This is a genomic window from Pseudaestuariivita atlantica (assembly GCF_001205715.1).
Lineage (GTDB): Bacteria > Pseudomonadota > Alphaproteobacteria > Rhodobacterales > Rhodobacteraceae > Pseudaestuariivita > Pseudaestuariivita atlantica.
Map to the genome: position 1 here is coordinate 481,929 of NZ_AQQZ01000002.1, position 25,904 is coordinate 507,832.

Below are 25,904 nucleotides of genomic sequence, written 5' to 3' on the forward strand. Positions count from 1 at the left end.
CCGCGTTCCCCGCATCAAAACCCGGTCATGGCCAAGTGGCAAGGGACGGGCGGTCAGCCGATCAGCGCCTGCACCGCGTAAAGCGTGCCCATGCCCGCAACGAGGGCAGGCACGACGCCGAATCGCCAGCCCGCGGCAAAGCCCGCGGCGGCGGCGACCAGGCGCGCGGGATCGACGGCGCTGCCCGGCCCATTGGTCCACAGGATCATCGGCGCGACCAGCGCGGGCAGCACCGCCACCCCGACATAGCGCAGGTGGCGCAGCACCCAGTCGGGAAGTGTGCGGTCGCCGAGGAACCCCAGGAACGAGAACCGGATCGCGTAGGTGCCGATCCCCAGCGCAAGGATCACCGTCCAGATCACCGCGTCAGACACGCGCCGCCCTCCGCTCCACCTCGGCCCCGGCAGCCATCCCGGCAAGCGCGGCGAGGATCAGCCACAGGTTCCACGGCACCCACGCGAACATCAGCGCGACCGAGACGGCGACGAAACAGGCCACCACGTGCGCCAGCGACCGCAACAGGGGCGCGGTCAGCGCGATGAAGCAGATGGGCAGCGCGAAATCGAGCTGCCAGTCGGGCGGGATCGTCCGGCCCACGACGGCACCGACCCAGGTGAAGGCCAGCCATAGCGGGCAGACCGAGGCGACGACGCCGAAGTAGTATGGGATCTTGGCTGCGCGCGGCATGTCCGGTTCGCTGTCATAGGTCTTCACCGCCACGGCAAAGGCCTGATCGACCATCAGGTAGGACATGACCCCGCGCTTCCAGAACGGCGCGTGGCCGAGATGCGGGATCAGCGCGACCGAATAGAGCGCCATGCGCAAATTGACGGCGAGGCCAGCGAGGATCGCGATGAAGACCGGCGCGCCGTCCTGCAAGAGCGCCAGCGCGGTGAACTGCGCAGACCCGGCAAAGACCACGGCCGACATCGCCATGATCTGCAGGATGTCCATCCCCGCCTCGCGCGCGACGGCCCCGAACAGGACCGAGAACGGGATCACGACCAGCATGAAGGGCGCCGCGTCGCGGAACCCGCGCCAGAAAGGCGTCACAGCACGCCCCGGATCCGGTCGATGGCGCGTTCGATGTTCTCAAGGCTGTTGGCGTAGCTCAGGCGCACGAAGCCCTCGCCCCATGCCCCGAAGGAGGTGCCCGCGATGGTCGCGACGCCCGCCTTGGTGAGGAACAGGTCCTGCGCCTCGGCGGCACTCAGGCCCGTGCCCTCGATATTCGGGAAGGCATAGAAGGCCCCCGCGGCGTCGGCGCAGCGCATGCCGGGCAGGTCGTTCAGCGCATCCACGATGAACTTCCGGCGGGTGTCGAACTCGGCCACCATTTCCAGCACCGGCTCTTTCGGGCCCTGCAGCGCGGCGAGCCCTGCATATTGGGCCGAGGCATTCACGCAGGAATGGTCGTTGATGCACAGGCGTTGCACGGTTTCCACCAGCGCCTCGGGCCAGACGGCATAACCCATGCGCCAGCCCGTCATGGCATAGGTCTTGGACCAGCCATCGAGGAGGATCAGGCGGTCTCGGATCTCGGGGTATTGCAGAAGCGAGACGTGTTCGCGCCCGCCATAGAGCATCTCGGAATAGATCTCGTCCGACAGGATCGCCACGTGGTCGGGCAGGCCCGCGACCAGCTTGTCGATCTCGGCCTTGGGGGTCACGCCGCCGGTGGGGTTGGCGGGCGAGTTGATGATGATCAGGCGCGTCTTGTCGGTGATCTGGCCCAGCACCGTATCGGCGTCGAAGGCAAAGCCTTTCTCTTCCTCCAGCGCAATCGGGACGGGCGTCGCGCCGGAATACTTAATGACGGATTCGTAGATCGGGAAACCGGGGTTGGGGTACATGATTTCCGCCCCCGGTTCGCCGAACATCAGCACGGCAAAGAACATGGTGGGCTTGCCGCCCGGCACCACGACGACGCAATCGGGATCGACCGCCGCGCCGTGCCGTTTTTCCAGGTCGGCGGCGACGGCCTCGCGCAGGACCGGCAGGCCGTTGGCGGGGGTATAACCGTGATGGCCGTCGCGCAGCGCCTTGATCCCGGCCTCGACGATGTGGTCGGGCGTGCGGAAATCGGGCTGGCCGATGCCGAGGTTGATGATGTCCTGCCCCTGCGCGGCCAGCGCCTGCGCGCGCGCCAGTACCTGGAACGCGCTTTCGGTCCCCAGCCGCTCCACGGCCTGCGTCAGTCGCAACATGTCACGTCTCCCCTCGCTCCGGTTCCCCGTGGGCTAGTCGCTTGCGCGGGCGGGGGCAAGGGTGGGGTCCGGTTGTTGCGGGGGCTGCGACGGTATGCGCAGGGGTTCGAGCCCGGTGATCAGCCGCGCGCCCTTGGTCTGGAAGACGTAGCTGCCGATCCAGTTGATCGCGACGAAGAGCGGGCGGCGCACCCCGATCAGGAAGTAGATGTGGGCGATGCCCCAGATCCACCACGCGATCCAGCCGCTCAGCCTGATCCGTCCCATCGAGATCACGGCAGAGTTCCGCCCGATCGTCGCAAGGTTGCCCGCGTGGCGGTAGCGGAAGGGTTCGGGCGCTTTGCGTCCCGCGACGGCGGCGGCGATGCGGCGGCCCACGTACCTGCCTTCCTGCTTGGCGGCGGGCGCGATGCCGGGCACGTCCTGCCCGTCCTTCCACGGCACCTGCGCGGCATCGCCGATCACCGAGACGTCGGGCAGGCCCGGCACGGTCAGGTCAGGCTCCACCGCGACGCGCCCGATCCGGTCCGTCTCCACCCCCAGCCAGTCGTGCAGGTTGTCGACCTTGACGCCTGCGGCCCAGATGGTGGTGGCGGCGGGAATGGTCTCCCCACCCGCGACCACGTGGGTTTCGTTCACGTCCTCGACCATGGTGCCGGTCCGCACCTCGACGCCCAGCCGTTCCAGTGAGGCTTCGGCCTTGGACGACAGGCTTTCAGGGAAGGCGGAGAGCACGCGGTCGCCGCCTTCGACCAGCAGGATGCGGGCAGTGTCGGGCCGGATGCGTCGGAAGTCGCGGGCGAGGGTGACGTGTGCCAGTTCGGCAATCGACCCGGCCATCTCCACGCCCGTCGGGCCCGCGCCTACGATGACGAAGGTCAGGTGGCGGGCCTGCTCTTCGGGGTCCTCGGCCAGCTCGGCGCGTTCGAAGGCCATCAGCACGCGGCGGCGGATCTCGGTCGCGTCCACGATCCGTTTCAGGCCCGGCGCGTGGTCGGCCCAGTCATCCTTCCCGAAATAGGAATGCGACGATCCGTTCGCGATCACGAGGTGGTCATAGGGCACGCGGCCGGTGTCGCAAATCACCTCTTTCGCGCCGGTGTCCACGTCTTCCACATTCGACAGGGTGACGCGCACGTTGTCCTGTTTGGAAAAGATACCACGGATCGGCCAGGCGATATCGGCAGGCGACAGATCGGCGGTGGCGACCTGGTACAAAAGCGGCTGGAACAGGTGGTAGTTGCGCTTGTCGATGATCTCGATATCGACTGGCGCACGTTTGAGCGCCTTGGCGACGGCGACCCCTCCGAAACCGGCTCCGATGATGACAACGCGCGGGCGTCGGGACGGGTCGGGCATCGGCGGGGCCTCCTCATTGGAACAGGCCGCGTCGCGCCGGGGCGCGCCGCGGTCACGCCCCTCACATGAGGACAGGGCGCCCGTTTCGCAAGCCCCCGGCAGGCATCGCCGGTACCTTCGTCGCGCGGGGCAAAGCCTGCCGATGCCGCGCTGCGGAAAAGAAAACGCTTGCCGAAACCGGTTTCGGAACCGACTCTGAGTCGCATGGGAGGACAGATCAATAACCTTGCGCCGCGCCAGCGCCGCGTCACGATCAGTGACGTGTCAGAGGCTCTGGGCCTGACCAAGGGCACCGTCAGCCGCGCGCTGAACGGGTATCCCGACATCTCGGAAACCACCCGCCTGAAAGTCGCGCGCACGGCGGAGCGGATGGGCTATCGCCCGCTCGCCCACGCACAGGCGATCCGCACCGGGCGGGTGCGGTCGGTCGGGCTGGTCTTCCAGTTCTACGAACATGACGGGCACCGCCCGTTCCTCGCCGATTTCCTGACCGGCATCAGTGGCGCGGCCAGTGCCGAAGGCTGGACGCTGACGCTGGCAACCGCGTCGTCACAGGACGAAATGCTCGCCACGCTTGACCGGCTGGTGGACGAACGCAAGGTCGACGGGTTCATCCTGCCCCGGACCTATCGCGACGACCCGCGCATCGAGACGCTGCGCCGTGCGGGCGTGCCGTTCGTGTTGTTCGGGCGGACGGGCGACGACACCGGATGCGCATGGTTCGACATCGCGGGTGAGGCGGCAATGGCAAACGCCGTCGCACGGCTCGCGGCGCTGGGCCACACGCGCATCGGCTTCGTGCAAGGGGGCGAGGGCGCCAATTACGCCCACTTGCGCCTTGACGGGTATATCGCCGGGATGCAGGCCGCGGGCCTTGCCATCGACGACGACCTGATCGCGCCGCCCTCGCTCAACCCGATCGAGGGATGCGATGCGGGCCGCCGCCTGCTGTCCCTGACCGAACCGCCCACCGCGATCGTCTGTGCCGTCGACCAGGCGGCGCTGGGCCTTTACGACGCGGCGCGGGAGCGCGGACTGGCCATCGGCAGGGAGGTCAGCGTCATCAGCTATGACGGCATCCCCGAAGGCCGGTTCGTCGACCCGCCCCTGTCGACCTTTGCCGTCGACAACCGCGCGGCGGGCGAACGCCTGACCCAGATGTTGATCGAGCGGGTCCGGGGTACCGACCCCCACGCCCTGCGCGATCTGGCCGATGCTTCCTTTCTTGACCGCGGCTCGCACGGGCCCCCGGTCTTGAGCTCCGCGCAGCTTGCCCGGCGAGTGCGCGCATCTTCCATCATGTGAACCAACGGGAGGAGACCTCACATGACCCTTCAACCCAAGACCCGCCTGATGCTGGGCGCCGCGACGGCGCTGGCACTTCTGGCAAACGGCGTCGCGGCGGACACGATCCGCTTCTGGACGACCGAAGAACAGCCCGAGCGGCTGGCCAAGCAGGAAGCCATGGCGGCCGAGTTCGAGGCCGCGACCGGTACCTCGGTCGAGGTGATCCCGGTGACGGAATCCGACCTCGGCACCCGCGCCACGGCGGCCTTCGCCGCGGGCGACCTGCCCGACGTGATCTATCACACGCTGCAATATGCCCTGCCATGGGCCGAGGCCGGTATCCTCGACACCGATGCCGCGACCGAGGTGGTCGACGAGCTGGGCCGCGACACGTTCTCGGCCGGTCCGCTGGCCATGGCGGCGGTTGACGGTGGCGTTGCATCGGTTCCGGTGGACGGCTGGACGCAGATGGTTGTCTACCGCAAGGACGCGTTCGACGCGGCCGGGCTGGAGGCTCCGACCTCTTACGCCAACGTCGTCGCGGCCATCGAGAAGCTGCACAACCCGCCGGAAATGTACGGTTTCGTCGCGCCCACCAAGGTGGACGAGAACTTCATGTCCCAGGTTCTGGAGCATGTCTTCCTCGCCAACGGCGTGTCGCCGGTGGACGCGAACGGTTTTGCCCCTCTGGACGAGGCGAAGACCACCGAAGTCCTGAACTTCTACAAGGCCATCGTCGAAGCCTCGCCTCCGGGTGAGCTGTACTGGAAGCAGTCGCGCGAGCTGTATTTCGCGGGTCAGGCGGCAATGATCATCTGGTCGCCCTTCATCCTCGACGAACTGGCCGGTCTGCGCGACAGCGCCCCGCCGACCATCAACGACGATCCCACCACCCGCGACCTTGCGGCGATGACGGGTATCGTGACCAACTTTGCCGGTCCGTCGAACGCCGATGGCGCGGCATGGGGTGACGTGCGGTATTTCGGGATCACGTCGGATGCCGATACCGAGGCCGCGCAGGCCTTCGTGAAGTACTCGATGGATGAAGGCTATGGCCAGACGCTGTCGATCGCGCCCGAGGGCAAGTTCCCGGTCCGTGCGGGCACGGCGGACGAACCGACCAAGTTCAAGGACCTGTGGGCGACCCTGCCCGTCGGCGTGGACCGCAAGGCCCCGCTGGGCGAGTTGTACGCGCAGGAGATGATCGACGAGATCGTCGGCGGGCTTGAGGTCGCGAAACGCTGGGGCGTGGCCGAAGGCCAGCTGTCGCTCGCGTCGAAGATGATCAACAGCCAGGTGATCAACCGCATCGTGCGCCAGTTCACCGATGGTGAGATCGACGCGGCCGCCGCCGTGGCCGCGATGAACGACGAACTCGGCAAGATCGAGTAACCTGTCGGTCGCGGGGTCGGGCCTTCCGGCCCCGCGATTGCTTCCCCGGACGTCGATCCGGGGCCAGTTTTCTGACCACCGTCAAGGAGGTCCCGGCGTCTTGACCGGGACGTGCACGCCCCATGTCCGACCACGGCCCCCCGACCACACGCGGCGCGCTGGCCCGGCGCGAGGCCCGGCTGGCCTGGGGGCTGTTGCTGCCGACGGTGGCAATCGTGTCGCTGGTCGTGATCCTGCCACTTCTGGCGATCTTCTGGATCTCGTTCAAACCGGTGGGGCTGGCCGACCTGCGCCCTGTCGTGCCCGTGGTGCGGGAGGACCTGCGGAACAAGGGCGATCCGGACCAGGCGGTGCGCTACCGCATCCAGAACCGCAGCCAGGACGTGCCGATCACCGACATGTCCTTCACCGACACGATCCCGGCAGGCGTGACACTTGGTACGCTGCCGCCGGAATGTGCCGTGGCGGGCACGACGCTGACCTGCACCCTCGGCACGCTGGAGCCCAAGGCGCGTGTGACCCTGATGGTACCCGTCACGCTGGAGGGCGACGCGGTGGCGCTGGAGGACGCTTTAGAGGACGATACCGAGCCTTTGGCCCAAGGCACCGCCAACAACATTCTGACGAATTTCGAGTTCACGCTGGACAACTTCGCCCGCGTCTTTGACGGCAAGCAGTTCTGGGAAGTGCTGTATGTCACGATGTTCTACACGGTGTTCGGCACCATCGGCGCGCTGGTCTTTGGCCTCTTCGCAGCGCTGCTTCTGAACAAGTCGTTCCGGGGGCAGGGCGTGCTGCGCGGGCTCTACCTTTTTCCCTACGTGGCCCCGGTGATCGCCGTGGCGTTCGCGTGGATCACGCTCTTCGATCCGTTCTCGGGCTCGGTCAATGCGCTCCTGCTGCAGATGGGCGTCAGCCGCGAAGCGATCAACTTCTTCGGCCAGCGCCCGCTGGCGCTGATCATGGTCACGGTGTTCGAGATCTGGCGCTACTTCCCGCTGTCCTTCCTATTCATCCTCGCCCGGATGCAGTCCATCGACAGCGACATGTACGAGGCGGCGGACATGGACGGGGCCTCCCCCTTCCAGAAGTTCTGGTACCTCAGCCTGCCGCAGTTGCTGGGGATCCTGTCGGTCCTGTTCCTGCTGCGCTTCATCTGGACGTTCAACAAGTTCGACGACATCTTCCTGCTGACCGGCGGCAATGCGGGCACGCGGACGCTGACGGTGAACGTCTACGAACAGGCCTTCGCCGTGTCGAACATCGGCGCGGGCGCGGCGGTGGCGGTGGTGATCTTCGCCTGCCTGCTGATCTTCTCGATCTTCTTCTTCAGGTATGTCAGCCGGGAGGAGGGATTGTGAGCGTGGTTATCCGTGGGGCGCTGCCCCACACCCCGAGGTATTTTCCAACCAGAGAAGGGACGGTCGCGTGCGGTTCCTGAGGTTCGGATACGTGACCGGCCCCGTCCTGGGTGCGCTGTGGATGGTCGTCCTGTCGACCACCGTGGCGGTGGCGATGTCGTTCGCCACGGGCGATCCGTTCCGGCCGCACATGATGTTGAGCCTGCTTTTCGGGGCCGCCATCGGCTATACCCTGTCACTGCGGAAAAGCGACATGTTGGGCGGCGTGCTGGGCACCGCATCCCTGGCGGGTCTGAGCCTTTTGAACTTCGGTCCGCTGGTGATCGGGGACGGGGTGAGCCTTGGGTCCGCCGTATTCGGGGCGGTCGCGCTGGCGGTGGCCTTCGTGTGGTCGATGGGAGTGATCCTGCGCGACATGCCGAGCGGTGCGCTGACGCGGCACGAGTTCGAGGAGGCGGTGATCCGGTTCCTGACCGGGTTTGGCTATATATTCTTCACCGCCATCGTGCTGATCCCGTTCTACGTGATGGTGATGACCTCGCTCAAATCCCAGCAGGCGCTGTTGCAGAACCCGCTCGACTTCTCGATCGACCTGTCGAAGGGGGTGGACCTGTTCCGGTCCTACAACGAACTGTTCGGGATTTACGGCTTTGGCGGGTATTTGTGGACATCGTTCCTCGTATCGGTCCTGACCGTGTTCATCACGCTCGCCTTCTCGATCCCCGGCGCCTATGCGGTGGCGCGGCTCAGATTCCGGGGGCAGGCGGCGTTTTCGCGGTCGATCCTAATGATCTACATGGTGCCGATGATCGTGCTGGCGCTGCCGATCTACATCGCGTTCTCGCTGACCGGCTTGCGCAACTCGATCCTTGGGATCGTGATGATCTACCCGGTCACGACGATCCCGGTCGCTCTGTATATGCTGCAGGGGTATTTCCGCGGGCTCCCGGCAGAGATCGAGGAAGCCGGGCTGATGGACGGGCTGTCGCGGCTGGCGGTGATCTGGAAGATCACGCTGCCCCTGTCGCTGCCGGCGCTGGCGTCGGTGTCATTGTACGTGTTCATGATCGCGTGGAACGAGTTCCTGCTGGCGTTCATGCTGCTGGATGATCCATCGAAATTCACACTGACGCGGGGGATCGCGTCGCTCAACTCCTCGGAAATCCCGCGCCAGCATCTGATGGCGGGCGCGGTGATCGCGACGGTGCCAATCATGGTGCTGTTCCTGGGGCTGGAGAGGTTCATGACCAAGGGTTTGACGGCGGGGTCGGTCAAGGGATGAAGGACATGGCAGATTACGACGCGCTTGATGCCGAGGCCCGGCGCATCCTCCACCTGAACGACCGGGGCGGGTACACCGTGCCGACGGACGGATTGTACCCCTACCAGTGGAACTGGGATTCGGCCTTTGCCGCCTTCGGGTTTGCCCAGTTCGATCTGGACCGGGCGTGGGTTGAGCTTGAGACGCTGATGACGGGGCAATGGGCGTCGGGCATGGTGCCGCACATCCTGTTTCACCAGGTCGATGACCGCTACTTCCCCGGTCCGGACGTGTGGCAAGGCGTGGGGCCGATCCCGTCGTCCGGCATCACGCAACCCGCCGTGGCCGCGATCTTTGCCCGCCTGATTTACGAGCAGGCGCCGGAGGAGAGCCGCGACCGGGTCATGGCGCTCTGGCCCAAGCTGCGGGCCTGGCACCGCTGGTTCATGGATTGGCGCACGGATGACGCGGGCGCGATCTGTGTCACCCATCCATGGGAGGCAGGCCGCGACAACACGCCGGAATGGGATGCGCCGCTGAAGCGGATCGATCCGCAGGGGGTGGGCGAGTATACGCGCCGCGACACCTCGCACGTGGATCCAGCGATGCGGCCGACCAAGTTCGACTATGACCGCTACATCTGGCTTGTGAACCTTGGCGCGTCTGTAGGGTGGGACGATGCCAAGCTGAAGGCGATCAACCCCTTCCGCGTGGCCGATCCGACGATGACATTCATCCTGCTCCGCGCGCATCGCGACCTGCTGGCGCTGGGGGAGGCGCTGGGCTGTGACACCGCCGGCATTGCCGACGAGATCGCGGTGCTTGAGGCAGGGGCGCGGTCCCTCTGGAACCCCGAACTGCGCTGTTTCGATGCGCGGGACGTGGTGACGGGGGACTGGGCGGGATGCGTGTCGTCGGCCTCGTTCCTGTGCTGGGGTGCGGGGATCGACGATGCGGAGACCGCCGCGCATCTGGATCGCGTGATGGCCAAGGTGCAATACGGCGTGCCCAGCCACGATCCCGAAAGCCCACGGTTCGAACCCAAGCGCTACTGGCGCGGGCCGTCCTGGGCGATCATGAACTACCTGATCGGCTCCGGCCTCGCCGCGATGGGCAAGCCACAGGCAGACATGGTCCGCGACCACACCCGCGCCGCCATCGAACACCACGGCTTTGCCGAATATTTCGATCCGCTGACCGGCGACCCGGCGGGCGGAAGCACGTTTACCTGGACCGCCGCCGTCTGGCTGGGCTGGGCATCTCCGAACGCGAGGGGCTGAGGCATGGGGGCAATCACGCTCGACAAAGTCGAAAAGTGGTTCGGCGAGGCGCAGGTGATCAAGGGCGTCGACCTTGAAATCGCGGATGGCGAGTTCGTCGTGTTCGTCGGCCCGTCCGGCTGCGGCAAGTCCACGCTTCTGCGGATGATTGGCGGGCTGGAGGATATCTCGCGCGGGCGGCTTCTGATCGATGGGCGGGACGTGACCGACCAGCCGCCATCAAAGCGCGGGCTGACGATGGTGTTCCAGTCCTACGCGCTTTATCCGCACATGTCGGTGGGCGACAACATGGGCTTTTCGCTCAAGGTCGCGGGTGCACCGAAGGCGGACATCGACAAGGCCGTCGCCCATGCCGCTGACGTGCTAAAGCTGACCGATTACCTCGACCGGCGGCCCAAGGATCTGTCGGGCGGGCAGCGGCAACGGGTCGCCATCGGGCGGTCCATCGTGCGCGACCCGACGGCGTTCCTGTTCGATGAGCCCTTGTCGAACCTCGACGCGGCGCTGAGGGTCGAGATGCGGTACGAGATCGCGAAACTCAGTCAGCGCCTGAACCGCACGATGATCTACGTCACCCACGACCAGGTGGAGGCGATGACGCTCGCCGACCGGATCGTCGTGCTGGAGTTCGGCAAGATCGCGCAGGTGGGCACGCCGCGCGAGTTGTATGAGAACCCCGCCAACCTGTTCGTTGCGCAGTTCATCGGCTCGCCCAAGATGAACGTGATGGCCTGTGAGACGGATGGGGCGGGCTACACGCTTCCCGGTGGGCGTGGCGGCAAGGCCAAGGTCGCAGGAACTGCAACGCATCTGGGCATCCGGCCCGAACATATCGGGATCGGGGCCGCTGGGACGGGCCAGCTGGATGGCACGGTGGACGTGACCGAATACCTTGGCGCGGACACCTTCGTCGTGGTCGATGGTGCGTCCGGCCAGATCACCGTGCGGGTGACGGGGGACAGCACCTTGAAACCCGGAGAGACCGTCGGCCTCACCTTCGACCCCGCGCGATTGTCGTTCTTTGATGCAGACGGGCTGGCGCTGGCCACGGGCTGACGCGCCCGCCATTGCCCCCGCCCGCCCACGGCACTAGCCTTTGGCGCGATGAACAAACCGCACCTGCCCACGCAACCCCGCGCACGCGGCAAGCTGGAGATCGAGGTCTCGGCCAGCCCGCGCGGCACCAGGCTCGCCCGCCTGCACCAGGCCGGGGCGTTCCGGGCGCTGTTCCCGCACGGGGCTGGGATGACGGCGGTGATGCTGAACACCTCGGGCGGGGTGACGGGGGGTGATCGCTTTTCGGTGACGGCAAGCGCCGGGGAGGGCGCACATCTGACGCTCACCACGCAGGCCGCGGAACGCTATTACCGCGCGCAGCCGGGAGAGACGGGGCGGATCTCGACCGACCTGACGGTAGGGCGCGGCGCGCGGATCGACTGGTTGCCGCAGGAGACGATCCTCTTCGACCACGCCTCGGTCCACCGACGGCTTTCCGCCGAACTGGCCCCGGACGCGACGCTGGTCGCGGTGGAGCCGCTGGTCTTTGGCCGGGCCGCGATGGGAGAGCGGGTGCACCACCTGCATTTCCGCGACCGGATCGACGTAAGTCGTGACGGGGTGCCGGTTTTCGCCGACCGCGTGGCGATGGACGGCGACAGCGTCGCGCATCTTGCGGGCCGCGCGACAGGCGGCGGGGCCGGGGCGCTGGCTGCCTTGATTGTGGTCAGTCCCGAAGCGGACCGCTGGCTTGCGCCCCTGCGGCAGTTGATGCCGGAGGCGGGCGGCGTTAGCCTGATCCGGCCGGGCGTGCTCTTTGCGCGGATCGCGGCCCCCGACGGGTACGCGCTGCGCAAGACGCTTCTTCCGGCGCTGAACGCAGTGAATGTCGCGGTGCCCCGGACGTGGACACTGTAAGGCCCGCAACCCCAAGGACGAAGGCAACCGATGCAGCTGACCCCGCGTGAAAAAGACAAGCTGATGGTCGCCATGGCCGCCGAGGTCGCCCGCAAGCGGCTGGCCCGTGGCGTCCGCCTCAACCACCCCGAAGCCATTGCGCTGATCACCGACGCCGTGGTCGAAGGCGCCCGCGACGGGCGCAGCGTGGCCGACCTGATGGAAGCGGGCGCGCACGTGGTCACCGCCGCGCAATGCATGGAAGGGGTGCCGGACATGATCCACGACGTTCAGGTCGAAGCGACCTTTCCCGACGGGACCAAGCTGGTCACCGTGCACAACCCGATCCGCTGATCGGACCATCCAGACCGGAGGAAGATCCGATGATCCTCGCCCTCATCCTCTCTATCGTCGCCGGGGCCGGCGTGCGCATCATGGAACCCGTCGTGCGGGACACGCTGAAGAACGTCACGCTGATGGATCTTGCGATCAGTGACGGGCAGTACGACATGCTGACGCTGATGCTTTTGCTGCTGGCGGTGATCGTGCTGTGCACGCTGTTCGGCATCCCGACGCCCGCCTTCCTGATCGTGCTGGGTGCGACGGTCGGGGTCTTCGGCAAGCAGATCCTCGACGCCCTGCGCGACGGGACCGCGCCAGGAGACCGGCCATGATCCCCGGCGAGGTGATGCCCGCCGACGGCATGCTGACGCTGAACGCGGGGGCCGAGCCGATCACCTTGATGGTCGCCAATACCGGGGACCGGCCCGTGCAGGTGGGCAGCCACTACCATTTCGGGGAGGCCAATGCCGCGCTCGACTTCGACCGGGAGGCGGCGCGCGGCATGCGTCTTGATATCGCGGCGGGGACGGCGGTGCGGTTCGAACCCGGCCAGCGGCGGGAGGTGACACTCATTCCCATCTCGGGCGCGCGGCGGATTTTCGGGTTCAACCAGAAGGTCATGGGGGCGTTATGAAACGGATCGTGCTGGCGATGGCGGTGTTTGGCGGTCCTGCGGCGGCGCAGGGCCTCGATTGCATGAACGCGATCACGCAGGTCGAGATGACGGGCTGCGCGGCGCTGGCCTACGAGGCGGCGGACGAGGATCTGAACCTCGCATGGAAGCTCGCGATGAACCGGGCGCGGCAACTGGATGGCGCGCTGTCGGCGGACGAGGTGAAGACATCGACCATCCTGCGGGATGCGCAGCGGGCGTGGATCCCGTTCCGCGACAGGGCCTGCGAGGCCGAAAGCCTGCTGGCGCGCGGCGGGACGTTGCAGAACCAGCTGTTCTACGAATGCCTGACGCGCCTGACGCGGACGCGCACCGAGGAGCTGCGCTGGTTCGGCGAGGTGAACTGACAGACACGGCGTGACCGCCCCGGCAGACGGGCGGCGCATTGGGGTTCCGGGCGCAAACCAAGGAGGATACCCGATGTGTGATGCGTGCGTGATGAATGCGGTCAAGGAGCGGATGCTGTCCCGCCGCGACTTCTTCAGGACCGGGGCCGCGACGGCTGCGGCGGCGACGGTGGGCGTTGCGGCGGCGACCCCAGCCGCGCTGGCGGCGGGGCACGCGTCGGTCAGCGACATGACCCACATGGTGGACGAGACCTTCCCGACCTTTTTCGGCACACCGGGGATCGGGTACGACAAGGCGTTCGATTTCGCGGAGTCGGGCTTCAACCTCTATAACCTGACAGTGATGGAGCACACCGGCACGCATATCGACGCGCCGCTGCATTTCTCGGCGGATGGCCTGTCGGTGGACGAGATCGCGGTCGGCAGCCTCGTCTGCCCGCTGGTCAGGATCGACATCGCCGCGCGGGCCGCCGAGGATGCCGACACGCAAGTGACGCCGGACGACCTGAAAGCGTGGATCGCCGCCAATGGCGACATCCCCGACGGCGCATGCGTGGCGATGTATTCCGGCTGGGGCGAGAAGGTGCGGACCGACGCTTTCCGCAACGCCGACGGCGAGGGCAAGCTGCACTTCCCCGGCTTCCATATCGAGGCGACGCAGATGCTCCTGGAAACCGGCGCGGCTTCGCTGGCGGTGGATACGCTGTCCCTCGATCACGGGATTTCGGCGGATTTCGCAACGCATTACGCGTGGCTGCCCGCGAACCGGTACGGGATCGAGAATATCGCGGGGCTTGAGGGTATGCCGGCCGCGGGCGCGACGCTGATCGTGGGGGCGCCGAAGATCGGGCGCGGCACCGGAGGGCCGGCGCGGATTTTCGCGATGGTCTGAGTTCCGGTTTCGAATGGCCTTGCGGCCATCCGACCAACCGGGGGGAGTTTCACTCCCCCCGGACCCCCCTTGAAGGTATTTGAGAACCGAAGAAGGACAGGCGCATGGCGGTCGTGACGTTGTTGAGCGATGACGAGATGAGTGCGGAGGCGCGGGCGGTGCTGGACGATATCCGGGCGGTGCGCGGATCGGATTTCATCAACAATTTCTGGCGGGCGCTGGCGCATGATCCGGCGTTGCTGGCGGCCACGTGGGCGCGGTTGAAGGACGTGATGGCGCCCGGCGCGCTCGACCCGCTGGTGAAGGAGATGCTGTATGTCGCGGTGTCGACGGCGAACGCGTGTTCCTATTGCATCCATTCCCACACCGCGGCAGCGCGGGCCAAGGGGATGAGCGAGGCCCAGTATGGCGAGTTGCTGGCGGTGATCGGCATGGCGATGCAGACCAACGGGTTGGTCACCGCGATGCAGGTGCCGGTGGACGAAGCGTTTCGGTCGTAAGGGGCCGGGCGTGGGGGGGCGGGCCGCGCCCGGATGCGCGTCAGCCGGGGTCGGGCAGGGGCGGCAGGCTGCGCAGGTAAGCGACGATGGCCGCGAGGTCCTCGGGCGTGGTGCGGGCGAGGTACCCGTAGGGCATCGGCGGCATCATCGGCGAGCCGTCGGGGCGGTGGCCCTGGGTGATCATCGTGACCAGGTCGGCATCCGACCAGGCCGCGATCCCGTGTTCGTGCGGCGTCAGGTTGCTGGCGACCGACGTGCCCCATGGTCCGTGGAATTCGAAGCCGCCCGCGCCCAGCTGCGTGTCGAGCAGCGGGCCCTGCGGGCCGAAGGGTGTGTGGCATTCCAGGCAATGCGCGACCGGTCCGGCGAGGTAGCCGCCGTAGGCCACGGTGTCGGACGGGTCGGGGGCCGAGACGGTAGAGACGGGTGGGCCGTAGGCGGGGGGCAGCGGGATCGCGTAGGTCGATTGCCCGGGATCGTGATCGACCGCGGGCACGCTGCGCAAGTACATCACGATGGATTCCAGGTCGTCATCCGACAGACCGCGATACATCGCGAAAGGCATCGGTGGACCGATCAGGCTGCCATCGGGGCGCAGGCCTTCGCGGATGGCGCGGGCAAGCTCGGCATCCGACCAGTCGGCCACGCGCCCCGCCGGCGTGATGTTGGGCGCAATGGCGGTGAAGGCGGGGTTCTTTTCCACCAGTCGCCCACCGAGGTCCTGCGCCATGACAAATCCGTCGGGGCCGATTGGGGTGTGGCAATTGCCGCAGCCACCTGGGCCCTGCACGAGGTATTCACCGCGTTCGAGGCTGGGCGCGGCGAGGGCAGGTGTGATGGGCAACAGACAGACGGCAAATGCCGCGATACGGGCAAGGGTCATGAAAATACTCCATCAAAATGATCGTGATATCCGGATTTTAGCATAATACAGACGTGGTTTGTATAGAAATTGCCTAAGATTTCGGCAGATGGTTTTGAGCGGCGGGGATTGGTGCGGCCGAGCTTTTCTCGGGCAGCGGGCGGGATACCATTGCGCAAGCCAGAGACAGGACATTGCCGATGCCCGCCACCATATCCCGCGCCGATTACGCCGCCATGTTCGGCCCCACGACCGGGGACCGGGTGCGATTGGCCGATACCGATCTGATCATCGAGGTGGAGCGCGATCTGGGCGCGGAGCGGGCGGGGACCGAGGGTGGCTCGGGTCAGAACGCGGCGCTTTATGGCGAAGAGGTCAAGTTCGGCGGAGGCAAGGTGATCCGCGACGGGATGGGGCAAAGCCAGGCGACCCGGGCCGAGGGCGCGGTCGACACGGTCATCACAAACGCGCTGATCGTGGACTGGACGGGGATCTACAAGGCGGATGTGGGCCTGAGGGATGGGCGCATCCACAAGATCGGCAAGGCGGGCAACCCCGATACGCAGCCGGGTGTCGACATCATCGTCGGACCGGGGACCGAGGCGATCGCGGGTGAAGGGAAGATCCTGACGGCGGGCGGGTTCGACAGCCACATCCATTTCATCTGCCCGCAACAGATCGAGGATGCGCTGCATTCCGGCCTGACCACCATGCTGGGCGGTGGCACGGGGCCTGCACACGGCACGCTCGCCACCACCGTCACGCCGGGGCCGTGGCATATCGGGCGGATGTTGCAGGCCGCCGATGCCTTCCCAATGAACTTGGCGTTTGCGGGCAAGGGCAACGCCTCGCTCCCTGCCGCGCTTGAAGAACAGATCAAGGCCGGGGCCTGCGCGCTGAAGCTGCACGAGGATTGGGGGACGACGCCGGGGGCCATCGATTGCTGCCTGTCGGTCGCAGACGCTTGGGATGTGCAGGTGATGATCCATACCGACACGCTGAACGAGAGCGGGTTTGTCGAGAACACCGTCGCCGCCATGAAGGGCCGCACGATCCATGCCTTCCACACCGAAGGGGCCGGTGGCGGGCACGCGCCGGACATCATCAGTATCTGCGGGGAGGAGCACGTCCTGCCTTCCTCGACCAACCCGACGCGGCCCTTCACGGTGAACACGCTCGAAGAGCATCTCGACATGCTGATGGTGTGCCACCACCTCGACAAATCGATCCCCGAAGACGTGGCCTTTGCCGAAAGCCGCATCCGGCGGGAGACCATCGCGGCCGAGGACATCCTGCACGACATGGGTGCGTTTTCGATCATCGCGTCAGACAGCCAGGCGATGGGCCGGGTAGGCGAGGTGCTGATCCGCACGTGGCAGACCGCCGACAAGATGAAGAAACAGCGTGGGCGTCTCCCCGAAGAGACCGGTGACAACGACAACATGCGGGTGCGCCGGTACATCGCGAAATACACGATCAACCCGGCCATCGCGCATGGGATCAGCCACGAGATCGGTTCGATCGAAGAGGGCAAGCGCGCCGATCTGTGCCTGTGGAATCCGGCCTTCTTTGGCGTGAAGCCCGAGATGGTGCTGATCGGCGGCTCGATCGTCTGCGCCCAGATGGGTGATCCGAACGCGTCGATCCCGACACCGCAGCCTGTCTATACCCGGCCGATGTTCGGGGCGTTCGGGCGGGCGGTGGAAAACTCTGCCGTGACCTTTGTGTCGGAGGCGGCGCAGGCCGATGGGATCGGCAAGGCGCTGGGCCTCGCGAAGCAGACACTTGCGGTGCAGAACACGCGGGAGATCGGGAAGAAAGACCTCAAGCTGAACGACGCGACGCCGGAGGTCGAGGTGCATCCCGAAACCTACGAGGTGCGGGCGGATGGCGAACTTTTGACCTGCGAGCCGGCAGAGGTCTTGCCGATGGCGCAGCGGTATTTCCTGTTTTGAGCGGCGCGCCCATGCTCTCTCAGCAATCGCCCGATGGGCAGTTTCGTGCAAGCTGCGCCATGGATGGGCCGCGGTACGGCGATCCGACAGATGTTCTAAGCAGCTTTATGGCTGCCATGTCCGAAATCCGCGGATGCGATGCGCCAAGGACAACCAAATCGCCGGGCCGTGGGGGCGGCCCAGCGATGGCGCGGCGGCCTTCGGCCTTGATTCCGCGCCTGGGGCGTTAGTGCGAAAGGTCCGACATGCAAACCACCCACACCTACCACGACCACGGCCACGGCCCGGCGTCCGACAGCCTGCAACTGACCTACGAGGATCGCTTCCTGCGCCGCAAGGTCCTGACCACGGCCAAGGGCGCTGACCTGCTGGTCGACCTGAAACAGACGACCTCGCTGGATCACGGGGGGCGTCTCGTCACGACCGACGGTGCGGAGGTGGAGATCATCGCCGCGCCCGAACCGCTTCTGGAAATCACGGCCGATGACCTCACCCGCGTCGCATGGCACATCGGCAACCGCCACACGCCCTGCCAGATCGAGGCCGGGCGGCTGTTGATCCAGAACGATCCGGTCATGGCCTCGATGCTCGAACACCTGGGGGCCACCACCCGTGCGGTGACCGAACCCTTCACGCCCGAAGGCGGGGCCTATGGCCACGGGCGCACGCATGCGCATGAACACGGGGCAACGCTGCACACCCATGCCCACGACCACTGACCTTCTGACGCTGCAGCAATGGCTCTCGCCCGCCTATCCGCTGGGCAGCTTTGCCTATTCCCACGGGCTCGAGACAGAGATTGCCGAGGGGCGGGTGACGGATGCAGCGGCCTTGCGGAACTGGCTGGAAGGTGTCTTGCGGCACGGCGCGGGGCGCAGCGATGCGATCCTGATCCGGGTGGCCGCATCCGGTGCGGCGGCGGAGGCCGATGCGATGGCGCGGGTTCTGGTGCCGTCGGCGGAGCGGTTGAAGGAGACGCTGGACCAAGGCGCGGCGTTCCAGCGGACGACGGCCGCGATCTGGGGCGGCGAGGCGGACGCGCTGACCTTTCCGGTGGCGTTCGGGGCGGCGCTCGCCCGGCTCTGCATGCCGGTCTCGCTGGGGGTGGCGCTGTACCTGCAGGCGTTTGCATCGAACCTCGTATCGGCGGCGGTGCGGCTGGTGCCGCTTGGCCAGACCGAGGGGCAGGAGGTTCTGGCGGCGCTTTCGCCGCTATGTGACCGGATCGCCGGAGAGACCGAGGGCGCGGGGCTCGACGATATCGGCAGCGCGGCGTTCCTCGCGGATATCGCCTCCATGCGGCACGAGGCGCTGGACGTGCGGGTATTCCGCACGTGATGACCGGCCGGTTGATGAAAGGAGCCTGACATGACTTCTCCGAACGGACCCTTGCGGGTGGGCATCGGTGGCCCGGTGGGCGCCGGGAAGACGACGCTTACCGCGGCGCTCTGCAAGGCGCTGCAACGCGACTTCTCGGTCGGTGCGATCACCAACGACATCTACACGCAGGAAGATGCCGAGGCGCTGATGCGCATGCAGGCGCTGCCGCTCGACCGGATCATCGGGGTGGAGACGGGCGGCTGCCCGCATACGGCGATCCGCGAGGATGCCTCCATCAACCTTGCCGCCGTGGCAGAAATGGTGGAGCGCCACCCGGATGTGGAAATCGTCCTGATCGAAAGCGGCGGGGACAACCTGTCGGCCACGTTCTCCCCCGAACTGGCGGACATCACGCTCTACGTCATCGACGTCGCCGCAGGAGAAGAGATCCCGCGCAAGGGTGGCCCGGCCATCACCCGGTCAGACCTTCTGATCATCAACAAGACCGACCTCGCCCCGCATGTGGGCGCGTCGCTGGAGGTGATGGACCGGGACGCGACCCGCGTGCGTGCGGGTCGGCCGTTCGTCTTCACCGCGTTGCGGCATGGCGAAGGGGTGGACGGGATCGTGGACCACATCGCCCGGCTTGGCGGGCTGACCCGGAAGGCCGAGGCTGTTCTTTAACGGAACCGCGCGGGCGCGAGGCTGGCGACCAGCGCGGCTTCGAGGTCAGGCGTGGTTCCAGTCACGAGCGAGGCCACCAGCGCGGAGGCTGCCGCGCAGGTCTGGAACCCGTAGCCGCCCTGACCCGCGAGCCAGAAAAAGCCCGGCGTGTCGGGGTCCTCGCCAATGACCAGCGCGCGGTCGGGGGCGAAGGTGCGCAGGCCCGCCCACGCCGTTTCGACGCGGGTCACCGGTTCGGTCACCATCGCCTCGTACCGCGCCAGCCCTTCCGCAAGGACCATGTCGTCGGGCCATGCATCCATCGGGGCAGAGGCAATTTCCTCGGAAGGGGAGACCAGCCATTTGCCCGCATCGGGCTTGGCATACCATGCCTCGCCCACGCCATCGACGAAGGGCCAGTCGGTCACGTCATGGCCACCCGGTGCGGGCAGGCGCGCGATGGACCGGCGGTAGGGGGTGAGCCCGATGGGGGCGATCCCGGCAAGGGTCGCTACCTCGTCCGCCCATGCGCCGCCTGCATTGACCACGACATCCGCCCGCCATTCCGCGTCCCCGGCCTGCACGCGCCACACCGCACCATCCCGCGCGATCCGGTCGATCCGGTGGCCGGTCTCAAAAGTCGCGCCATGGGACAGGGCGGCCTTGCGGAAGCTTTGCAGCAGCCGGTCGGTATCGAGGTCGTAGATATCGGGGCGATAGCCCGCATGGGCCACCACGTCCGCTGACAGGATCGGGATCATCGTCCGCGCCTCTGCAACGGTGATCTGTTCAAGCCCGAAATCGCGCGCCTCGGCGGCGTGGGCCTCGGCCTCGTCAGCGCGTCCGACAAGCATCATACCGCGCGGCTTCAGAACGTCTGCTTCGCGCAGGGTCGGTGCGCTGGCCTTGTTGAGCGCGCGGACCACCGCGTTGCCGTAATCCTCAAGGAAGGCCGCCGCCGAGCGCCCCGAGGCATGGTAGCCGAGCGAGGTTTCCGCCTCGACCAGCGTGACCTGTCCGTGGGGTGCCAGCCGGGCGGCTGCCGAGACGCCGGCGATTCCCCCGCCGATGATCAGGATTTCCGTCATGCCTCGTCGCTTCTGTCGGTGGCCGGTGGCGGGGTGGGGGAGAGGGCCGACAGGGCGGCATAGGTCGCGTCGTCAAGCGGTGCGGCCCCGGCAAGCGATACGCCAAGCTGCGCGGGGTCGCTGGCAGAGATGATCGGGGCGGTGACAGCCGGGTGACGCGCGGCCCATGCCACGGCCAGCGTTTCGGGTGCGATGCCGGCCGCGCCCGCGCGTTCCGCCAACGCGCGGGCCGTGTCCTGCATCCAGTCCGAGGCATAGCGCGCGGCGTACCTGTCGTCTTCGGTCAGGCGACCCCTGCCTCCCTGCGCGTATTTCCCGGTCAGCAGTCCACCGCCCAGCGGCGAATAGGGGAAGACGGCGATCCCCTGATCGCGCGCCATGGGCAAAAGCTCTACCTCGGCCTGCCGCTTGACGAGGTTGTACATCGGCTGGATTGCGTCGATCCGGGTGCCCAGCGAGGCGGCGACGGCCTGTGCCTTCATCACCTGCCATGCCGCGTAGTTGGATACGCCGATATGCCGGATCGCGCCCTTGGCCTGCAGCCCTGCGAGCGCCTCGAACGTGATGCGCAGGTCGGTCGCGGAGTCCCAGCGATGCAGGTACAGAAGGTCGATCGTGTCTATGCCGAGGCGCAGGCGGCTGGCGTCCACGCGCTCGGTCAGCAACTCGGCGGTGGCCGGGTGGTCATAGGCCACCTTGGACGCGATGAAGACGGCCTCACGCTCATGCACCACCAGCTGCCCGAGGATCTTCTCGGACGCGCCGCCGGTATAGACATGGGCGGTGTCGAAATGGGTGATCCCGGCCTCGCGGCACATCGCGTACATGGCCGCCGATGCCTGCGCGTCGGCCTTGCCGCCGAATTGCATCGTGCCGAAGGCGAGGGGGGACAGCGGCGTGCCGTCGGGTGTGGCGAGATCGGTCATGCGCGGAGCCTCGTCTGCCCCGCGCGGCAAGTCAATGTGAGAGGATCAGGCGTTCCGGTTCCTGATCCAGACCGGGAAGCTGAGGACAATGGCGGCGCCCGAGACGAAGGTCATGATCGTACCGGGCACGAAGTTCACGTATCCCGGCAGGTCGAGGAACACCAGGTAGCCCAGGTCGGCCAGCCCGCCGACCATGCCCGTGACCCAGATCGCCGTCATGTTGGCCCGCCAGACGAAAATCGCGCCGATGATGGTGGCAAGCCCGAACCATGCGAGGTTCCATGCGTGCTGGTCCAGAACCGCGCCGACCGCCGCGGGATAGTCGAGGGCAAGCGCGGCGGGGTCCACGCCGTCCGCGATTGCCTGGAATCCCGAAGCGGTGGTGCCGCCCAGAACCAGAACGCCGGCAAGGAGGTGGACAAGGCCCCAGACCACCCACAGGACAGCGGCGATGCGAAGGGCGAGGCGGGCTGTCGATGAAAGCGTCATGGGCGGGATCCGGGGCGAGTTGTGGCGTGGGGCGAGACGTGTATTCTGGCCTCCATGCGTGGGACAGTTGGTGGACTATGTCAACTAAATTCGACCTTGATGCAGAACAGACCGGGCTGGCGCGCGCGGTGGACAGGCTGGTGCGCCGCATCCAGGCCGGGCTGACGGAACGCGCGCCCGCGATCGACGCGCACCGCGTCGGCCCGTTCGGGGGCATGTTGCTGCTGGCGATCGACGACCTTCAGCCGGTGCCGATGCATGTCCTGTCGCGGGCGATGACACGGGACAAGTCGCAGTTGACCCGCGCGGTCAAATCGCTGGAAGGCAAGGGGCTGGTCGTGCGCGAGCGGTGCGTGGACGACGCCCGCGCGTGGCGGTTGAGCCTGACAGGGGAGGGTGCCGCGGTCGTGCGCGACATCTCGGGCGTCTTGTCAGAGGTGGTGGGGGAGGTGCTTTCCCCGCTTGACCCGGAAGACCGGGACGCGTTGGCGCGTATCCTGTCGCGGCTGTGAACCCGTGAACGAAAAGGGGCGGACCAGCGGCCCGCCCCCGTTAATCAGTGGATCGATCCCGATCAGTTCGGAATGTCGCCCGTCAGGCCTTCGACATAGAAGGACATGCCGGCGAGGTCGCCGTCCGAGGCGGTCTCGCCCTCGGCCAGCCAAGCCGAGCCGTCCTGCTTGTTGATGGGGCCGGTGAAGGGGTGGTACTCGCCCTTGCGCATGGCTTCGACCATGGCGAGTGCTTCGGCCTTCACGTCCGCCGGCACGGCGTCGGTGATCTCGCCGATCTTGACCATGCCGGTCGGGATGCCGTCCCACGTGTCGACGCTTTCCCACGTGCCGTCCATCACGGCCTTGGTGCGCGCGATGTAGTAGGGCGCCCAGTTGTCGATGATCGACGAGACGCGCGGGAACGGCGCGTATTCGGCCATGTCGGATGCCTGGCCGAAGGTGACGACGTTGCCGGCGGCCTGTGCGGCGGCCTGCGGTGCGGTCGAGTCGGTGTGCTGCAGAACCACGTCCGCGCCCTGTTCGATCAGCGCCTTGGCCGAGTCGGCCTCTTTCTGCGGGTCGAACCACGTGAAGGCCCAGATGATCTTGAACTCGACATCGGGGTTCACGGCCTTGGCGTGCAGGTAGGCCGCGTTGATGCCGCGGATGACTTCCGGGATCGGGTAGGACGCGATGTAGCCGATGATGTTCGACTTGGTCATCTTGCCCGCGATGTGGCCCTGCACGGCGCGGCCTTCGTAGAACCGGGCCGAGTAGGTCGACACGTTGTCGGCGCGCTTGTAGCCGGTGGCGTGTTCGAATTTCACGTTCGGGAATTTCTTGGCGACGTTGATCGTGGGATCCATGTAGCCGAACGAGGTGGTGAAGATCAGGTCTGCGCCGTCAAGCGCCATCTGCGTCATCACGCGTTCGCTGTCCGGGCCTTCGGCCACGTTCTCGACATAGACGGTTTCGACGGCATCGCCGAACGCTTCCTCGACCGCGAGGCGGCCCTGGTCGTGTTCGTAGGTCCAGCCGCCATCGCCCACCGGGCCGACATAGACGAAGCCGACCTTGGTCTTGGCGTGGCCGTCTGCAAAGGCAGCGCCCGCAAGGCCAAGCGCGGCAACGCTCGCCATCAGGATGCGACGTGTGATCATGGTGTTCTCTCCCCAGATGAAGTTCCGCACTCTTATCAACGGAGTCGCAGGCCTTGGGCAAGGCGGATGTGACGTTTGTTGCTTCAAGTTTGGGCGATTGGCGTGGGTTTGGGCTTTGTCCCAGCGCGGAACCAAGGCCGCAGGCCGCCGCTCACCGCGAGGCGTGGAAAATCCGCCCAAGGCTTCCCGGTGCCGATGACCGATCCGCCGACAGGAACACCAGCACGAGGATGGTGATGATGTAGGGCGACATCGACAGGTACTCGACCGGGATGGCGAGGCCCGCCGCCTGCAGGTTCAGCTGCAACACCGTCACGCCGCCGAACAGGTAGGCGCCGATCATCGCGCGGCCCGGTTTCCACGAGGCGAAGACCACCAGCGCCAGCGCGATCCAGCCAATCCCCGCGGTCATCCCCTCTGTCCACTGGGGTACCCGGACGAGGCTGATATAGGCCCCGCCCACCCCCGCGCAGGCTCCGCCAAACAGGATCGCCAGCACCCGGATGCGCACCACCTTGTAGCCAAGGGCAAAGGCGGCCTCGGCATTCTCGCCGACCGCGCGCAGGGTCAGCCCGGCGCGGGAGCGGTTGAGGAACCACCACACGCAGGCCACCAGCACCAGCCCGAGATAGAGCGCGGGATCGTGGCTGTAGAGGATCGGGCCGACGACCGGCAGGTCCGACAGGACGGGAATATCGAGCCGCGCCATGGTGGGCGGCTTCACGCCCACGTAATCCTGCCCCATCAGCGACGATATCCCGAGGCCCATGAGCGTCAGCGCCAGCCCGGATGGGACCTGCGTGGCCAGGGCCAGTTGCGTCAGGATCGCGAACAGCAGGGACAACAGCGCACCACCGATGGCCGCGAACAGAAGACCCAGCATGGGGGACCCGGTCTCCACCGCAATGATGAACCCGCTGATCGCGCCGACGATCATCATCCCCTCGACACCAAGGTTCAGAACGCCCGCCTTTTCCACCACCAGCTCGCCGATGGCGGCAAAGATCAGCGGCGTCGCCGCGACCATGAGCGAGGCGATCAGGAGGACGGGGTCGATGGCACCGAAATTCATGCGGTTGCCCCTTTCTGCCAGCGCAGGCGGAAGTTGATGAGAAGGTCGAAGGCCAGCAGGAAGAACAGCAGCATCCCCTGGAACACCTGTATCGCGGCGGCAGGCAGGCCCAGCTGCGACTGCGCGATGTCGCCGCCGATATAGGTGAGCGCCATCAGCAGGCCAGCGAACAGGATGCCGATGGGGTTCAGCCGCCCGAGGAAGGCAACGATGATCGCCGTGAACCCGTAGCCCACGTTGAAATCGATGGTGATCTGGCCCGAGGGGCCCGCGACCTCGAACATGCCCGCAAGACCCGCCAGCGCGCCGGACAGGCCGAGGCACAGGATGATGATGCGCGACGGCTCGACCCCGGCGAACCGGGCGGCGCGCGGGGCGGCACCGGTCAGGCGGATGTGGAAGCCCAGCATGTGGCGGCTGAGAAGCACGTAGGCAAAGATCACCGCGACAAGCGCTGCCGCGACGCCCCAGTGGAACCCGGTATTGGCGATCAGGTCGGCGTTGAAGGCGGAGGGATATTGCTGAAGGTTGCGGGAGCCGGGAAAGCCGAAGCCTTCGGGGTTTTTCAGAAGCCCCAGCGCCATGGAGGCGAGGAGTTGCTCGGCCACGTAGACCAGCATCAGCGAGACGAGGATCTCGTTCGTGCCGAAGCGCACCTTGAGCAGTGCCGGGATCATCGCCCAGGCCCAGCCGCCCACCGCGCCCGCGATCACCATGGCGGGAAAGATCAAAGCGCTTTCAAACGGATAGAAGGCCAGCGCCACGCCCGCGCCGCAGATCGCGCCGATGATGTATTGCCCTTCGGCCCCGATGTTCCAGATGCCCGCGCGAAACCCCAGCGCCAGCCCGATGGCGATCAGGACAAGCGGGGCGCCCTTCACCAGCAATTGCGGGCGGTAGTAAAAGGCGAACTCTCCGAACAGGGGTTCCCAGAAGATCGTGGCGATGGCGGCGACCGGGTCCTTGCCCAGCGCGGCAAACAAAAGACCGCCCGCGATCATGGTCGCCAGAACGGCGAATAGCGGCGTTGCAAAGCCCAGCCAGCGGGACGGTTCGGGCCGCTTTTCAAGCGCGATCATGG

At 66.7% G+C, this 25,904-nt stretch carries 29 protein-coding genes; 18 read left to right on the forward strand and 11 right to left on the reverse strand.

The window, feature by feature from the left end; all coding sequences use genetic code 11:
• Positions 1–53: 53 nt before the first annotated feature.
• Genes ATO11_RS05855 through ATO11_RS05870 form a run of 4 tightly spaced genes read right to left on the reverse strand, consistent with a single transcriptional unit; the run spans position 54 to position 3,566 of the window.
• Entirely contained in the window at positions 54–374 is a 321-nt protein-coding gene (locus ATO11_RS05855; RefSeq protein WP_050529888.1) for an AzlD domain-containing protein, read from the reverse strand.
• A complete protein-coding gene (locus ATO11_RS05860; protein WP_242601363.1) occupies positions 367–1,053 on the reverse strand; it encodes an AzlC family ABC transporter permease in 687 nt (228 codons plus the stop codon). Before ATO11_RS05860 ends, ATO11_RS05855 begins: the two co-directional genes overlap by 8 nt.
• Positions 1,050–2,207, reverse strand: a complete 1,158-nt coding sequence (locus tag ATO11_RS05865; RefSeq protein WP_050529889.1) for a pyridoxal phosphate-dependent aminotransferase — start codon at positions 2,205–2,207, stop codon at positions 1,050–1,052. The genes ATO11_RS05860 and ATO11_RS05865 overlap by 4 nt, the downstream gene beginning before the upstream one ends.
• Positions 2,208–2,240: 33 nt before the next feature.
• Positions 2,241–3,566, reverse strand: coding sequence for an NAD(P)/FAD-dependent oxidoreductase (locus ATO11_RS05870; RefSeq protein ID WP_082176174.1), 1,326 nt, complete (start codon positions 3,564–3,566; stop codon positions 2,241–2,243).
• Positions 3,567–3,770: 204 nt separating this feature from the next.
• On the opposite strand from ATO11_RS05870, the gene ATO11_RS05875 reads away from it, so the two are divergent.
• The 13 genes from ATO11_RS05875 (at position 3,771) to ATO11_RS05935 (ending at position 14,794) form a co-directional block, all read left to right on the forward strand.
• Positions 3,771–4,871: a LacI family DNA-binding transcriptional regulator gene (locus ATO11_RS05875; protein ID WP_050529890.1), complete on the forward strand. Its 1,101-nt coding sequence runs from the start codon at positions 3,771–3,773 to the stop codon at positions 4,869–4,871.
• Between the two features lie 21 nt (positions 4,872–4,892).
• Positions 4,893–6,245: an ABC transporter substrate-binding protein gene (locus ATO11_RS05880; RefSeq protein ID WP_110553580.1), complete on the forward strand. Its 1,353-nt coding sequence runs from the start codon at positions 4,893–4,895 to the stop codon at positions 6,243–6,245.
• Positions 6,246–6,367: 122 nt separating this feature from the next.
• The gene (locus ATO11_RS05885) at positions 6,368–7,606 is read left to right on the forward strand and encodes a carbohydrate ABC transporter permease (protein ID WP_050529891.1); all 1,239 of its coding nucleotides are present in this window, start codon (positions 6,368–6,370) and stop codon (positions 7,604–7,606) included.
• A 67-nt stretch (positions 7,607–7,673) separates the two neighbouring features.
• Positions 7,674–8,888 carry a carbohydrate ABC transporter permease gene (locus tag ATO11_RS05890; RefSeq protein WP_050529892.1) on the forward strand — a complete coding sequence of 405 codons (1,215 nt, stop codon included), beginning with the start codon at positions 7,674–7,676 and terminating at the stop codon, positions 8,886–8,888.
• On the forward strand, positions 8,885–10,147 hold the full coding sequence (locus ATO11_RS05895) for an MGH1-like glycoside hydrolase domain-containing protein (protein WP_082176176.1): 1,263 nt from the start codon (positions 8,885–8,887) through the stop codon (positions 10,145–10,147). The genes ATO11_RS05890 and ATO11_RS05895 overlap by 4 nt, the downstream gene beginning before the upstream one ends.
• A gap of 3 nt (positions 10,148–10,150) precedes the next feature.
• Positions 10,151–11,203: an ABC transporter ATP-binding protein gene (locus ATO11_RS05900; RefSeq protein WP_050529893.1), complete on the forward strand. Its 1,053-nt coding sequence runs from the start codon at positions 10,151–10,153 to the stop codon at positions 11,201–11,203.
• A gap of 48 nt (positions 11,204–11,251) precedes the next feature.
• Positions 11,252–12,061 carry an urease accessory protein UreD gene (locus tag ATO11_RS05905; RefSeq protein WP_207382942.1) on the forward strand — a complete coding sequence of 270 codons (810 nt, stop codon included), beginning with the start codon at positions 11,252–11,254 and terminating at the stop codon, positions 12,059–12,061.
• A gap of 30 nt (positions 12,062–12,091) precedes the next feature.
• Positions 12,092–12,394: an urease subunit gamma gene (locus ATO11_RS05910; protein WP_050529894.1), complete on the forward strand. Its 303-nt coding sequence runs from the start codon at positions 12,092–12,094 to the stop codon at positions 12,392–12,394.
• Positions 12,395–12,423: 29 nt separating this feature from the next.
• Positions 12,424–12,714 (forward strand): hypothetical protein, encoded by a 291-nt coding sequence (locus tag ATO11_RS05915; RefSeq protein WP_050529895.1) that lies wholly within the window; start codon positions 12,424–12,426, stop codon positions 12,712–12,714.
• Positions 12,711–13,016, forward strand: coding sequence for an urease subunit beta (locus ATO11_RS05920; RefSeq protein WP_050529896.1), 306 nt, complete (start codon positions 12,711–12,713; stop codon positions 13,014–13,016). Before ATO11_RS05915 ends, ATO11_RS05920 begins: the two co-directional genes overlap by 4 nt.
• Entirely contained in the window at positions 13,013–13,402 is a 390-nt protein-coding gene (locus ATO11_RS05925; RefSeq protein ID WP_050529897.1) for a lysozyme inhibitor LprI family protein, read from the forward strand. Before ATO11_RS05920 ends, ATO11_RS05925 begins: the two co-directional genes overlap by 4 nt.
• A gap of 73 nt (positions 13,403–13,475) precedes the next feature.
• The gene (locus ATO11_RS05930; RefSeq protein ID WP_050529898.1) at positions 13,476–14,294 is read left to right on the forward strand and encodes a cyclase family protein; all 819 of its coding nucleotides are present in this window, start codon (positions 13,476–13,478) and stop codon (positions 14,292–14,294) included.
• A 104-nt stretch (positions 14,295–14,398) separates the two neighbouring features.
• Positions 14,399–14,794: a carboxymuconolactone decarboxylase family protein gene (locus tag ATO11_RS05935; protein ID WP_050529899.1), complete on the forward strand. Its 396-nt coding sequence runs from the start codon at positions 14,399–14,401 to the stop codon at positions 14,792–14,794.
• A gap of 40 nt (positions 14,795–14,834) precedes the next feature.
• Here ATO11_RS05935 and ATO11_RS05940 read toward each other — a convergent pair whose 3' ends face one another.
• The gene (locus tag ATO11_RS05940; protein WP_110553582.1) at positions 14,835–15,677 is read right to left on the reverse strand and encodes a c-type cytochrome; all 843 of its coding nucleotides are present in this window, start codon (positions 15,675–15,677) and stop codon (positions 14,835–14,837) included.
• 179 nt (positions 15,678–15,856) lie between these two features.
• On the opposite strand from ATO11_RS05940, the gene ureC reads away from it, so the two are divergent.
• The 4 genes from ureC to ureG all read left to right on the forward strand — a co-directional run bounded on the left by ureC (position 15,857) and on the right by ureG (position 19,615).
• On the forward strand, positions 15,857–17,611 hold the full coding sequence (gene ureC, locus ATO11_RS05945; protein WP_050529900.1) for an urease subunit alpha: 1,755 nt from the start codon (positions 15,857–15,859) through the stop codon (positions 17,609–17,611).
• A 245-nt stretch (positions 17,612–17,856) separates the two neighbouring features.
• Positions 17,857–18,330, forward strand: a complete 474-nt coding sequence (locus ATO11_RS05950) for an urease accessory protein UreE (RefSeq protein ID WP_050529901.1) — start codon at positions 17,857–17,859, stop codon at positions 18,328–18,330.
• Positions 18,314–18,949, forward strand: a complete 636-nt coding sequence (locus tag ATO11_RS05955) for an urease accessory protein UreF (protein ID WP_050529902.1) — start codon at positions 18,314–18,316, stop codon at positions 18,947–18,949. Before ATO11_RS05950 ends, ATO11_RS05955 begins: the two co-directional genes overlap by 17 nt.
• A gap of 30 nt (positions 18,950–18,979) precedes the next feature.
• Positions 18,980–19,615 carry an urease accessory protein UreG gene (gene ureG, locus ATO11_RS05960; protein WP_050529903.1) on the forward strand — a complete coding sequence of 212 codons (636 nt, stop codon included), beginning with the start codon at positions 18,980–18,982 and terminating at the stop codon, positions 19,613–19,615.
• Here ureG and ATO11_RS05965 read toward each other — a convergent pair.
• Genes ATO11_RS05965 through ATO11_RS05975 form a run of 3 tightly spaced genes read right to left on the reverse strand, consistent with a single transcriptional unit; the run spans position 19,612 to position 22,097 of the window.
• Entirely contained in the window at positions 19,612–20,682 is a 1,071-nt protein-coding gene (locus ATO11_RS05965) for an NAD(P)/FAD-dependent oxidoreductase (protein WP_050529904.1), read from the reverse strand. The two genes, ureG and ATO11_RS05965, sit on opposite strands and share 4 nt — an antisense overlap.
• Complete coding sequence (locus tag ATO11_RS05970) at positions 20,679–21,608, reverse strand: aldo/keto reductase (protein WP_050529905.1); 930 nt, start codon at positions 21,606–21,608, stop codon at positions 20,679–20,681. The genes ATO11_RS05965 and ATO11_RS05970 overlap by 4 nt, the downstream gene beginning before the upstream one ends.
• A 45-nt stretch (positions 21,609–21,653) precedes the next feature.
• Complete coding sequence (locus ATO11_RS05975) at positions 21,654–22,097, reverse strand: hypothetical protein (protein ID WP_050529906.1); 444 nt, start codon at positions 22,095–22,097, stop codon at positions 21,654–21,656.
• 77 nt (positions 22,098–22,174) lie between these two features.
• Between ATO11_RS05975 and ATO11_RS05980 the strand changes: the two genes are divergently transcribed.
• Positions 22,175–22,609: a MarR family winged helix-turn-helix transcriptional regulator gene (locus tag ATO11_RS05980; RefSeq protein WP_050529907.1), complete on the forward strand. Its 435-nt coding sequence runs from the start codon at positions 22,175–22,177 to the stop codon at positions 22,607–22,609.
• A 62-nt stretch (positions 22,610–22,671) separates the two neighbouring features.
• Here ATO11_RS05980 and ATO11_RS05985 read toward each other — a convergent pair whose 3' ends face one another.
• The 3 genes from ATO11_RS05985 to ATO11_RS05995 form a co-directional block, all read right to left on the reverse strand.
• Positions 22,672–23,751 (reverse strand): BMP family ABC transporter substrate-binding protein, encoded by a 1,080-nt coding sequence (locus tag ATO11_RS05985; protein WP_050530061.1) that lies wholly within the window; start codon positions 23,749–23,751, stop codon positions 22,672–22,674.
• Positions 23,752–23,902: 151 nt separating this feature from the next.
• A complete protein-coding gene (locus tag ATO11_RS05990) occupies positions 23,903–24,823 on the reverse strand; it encodes an ABC transporter permease (protein WP_050529908.1) in 921 nt (306 codons plus the stop codon).
• On the reverse strand, positions 24,820–25,902 hold the full coding sequence (locus ATO11_RS05995) for an ABC transporter permease (protein ID WP_050529909.1): 1,083 nt from the start codon (positions 25,900–25,902) through the stop codon (positions 24,820–24,822). The genes ATO11_RS05990 and ATO11_RS05995 overlap by 4 nt, the downstream gene beginning before the upstream one ends.
• Between the last annotated feature and the right edge of the window lie 2 nt (positions 25,903–25,904).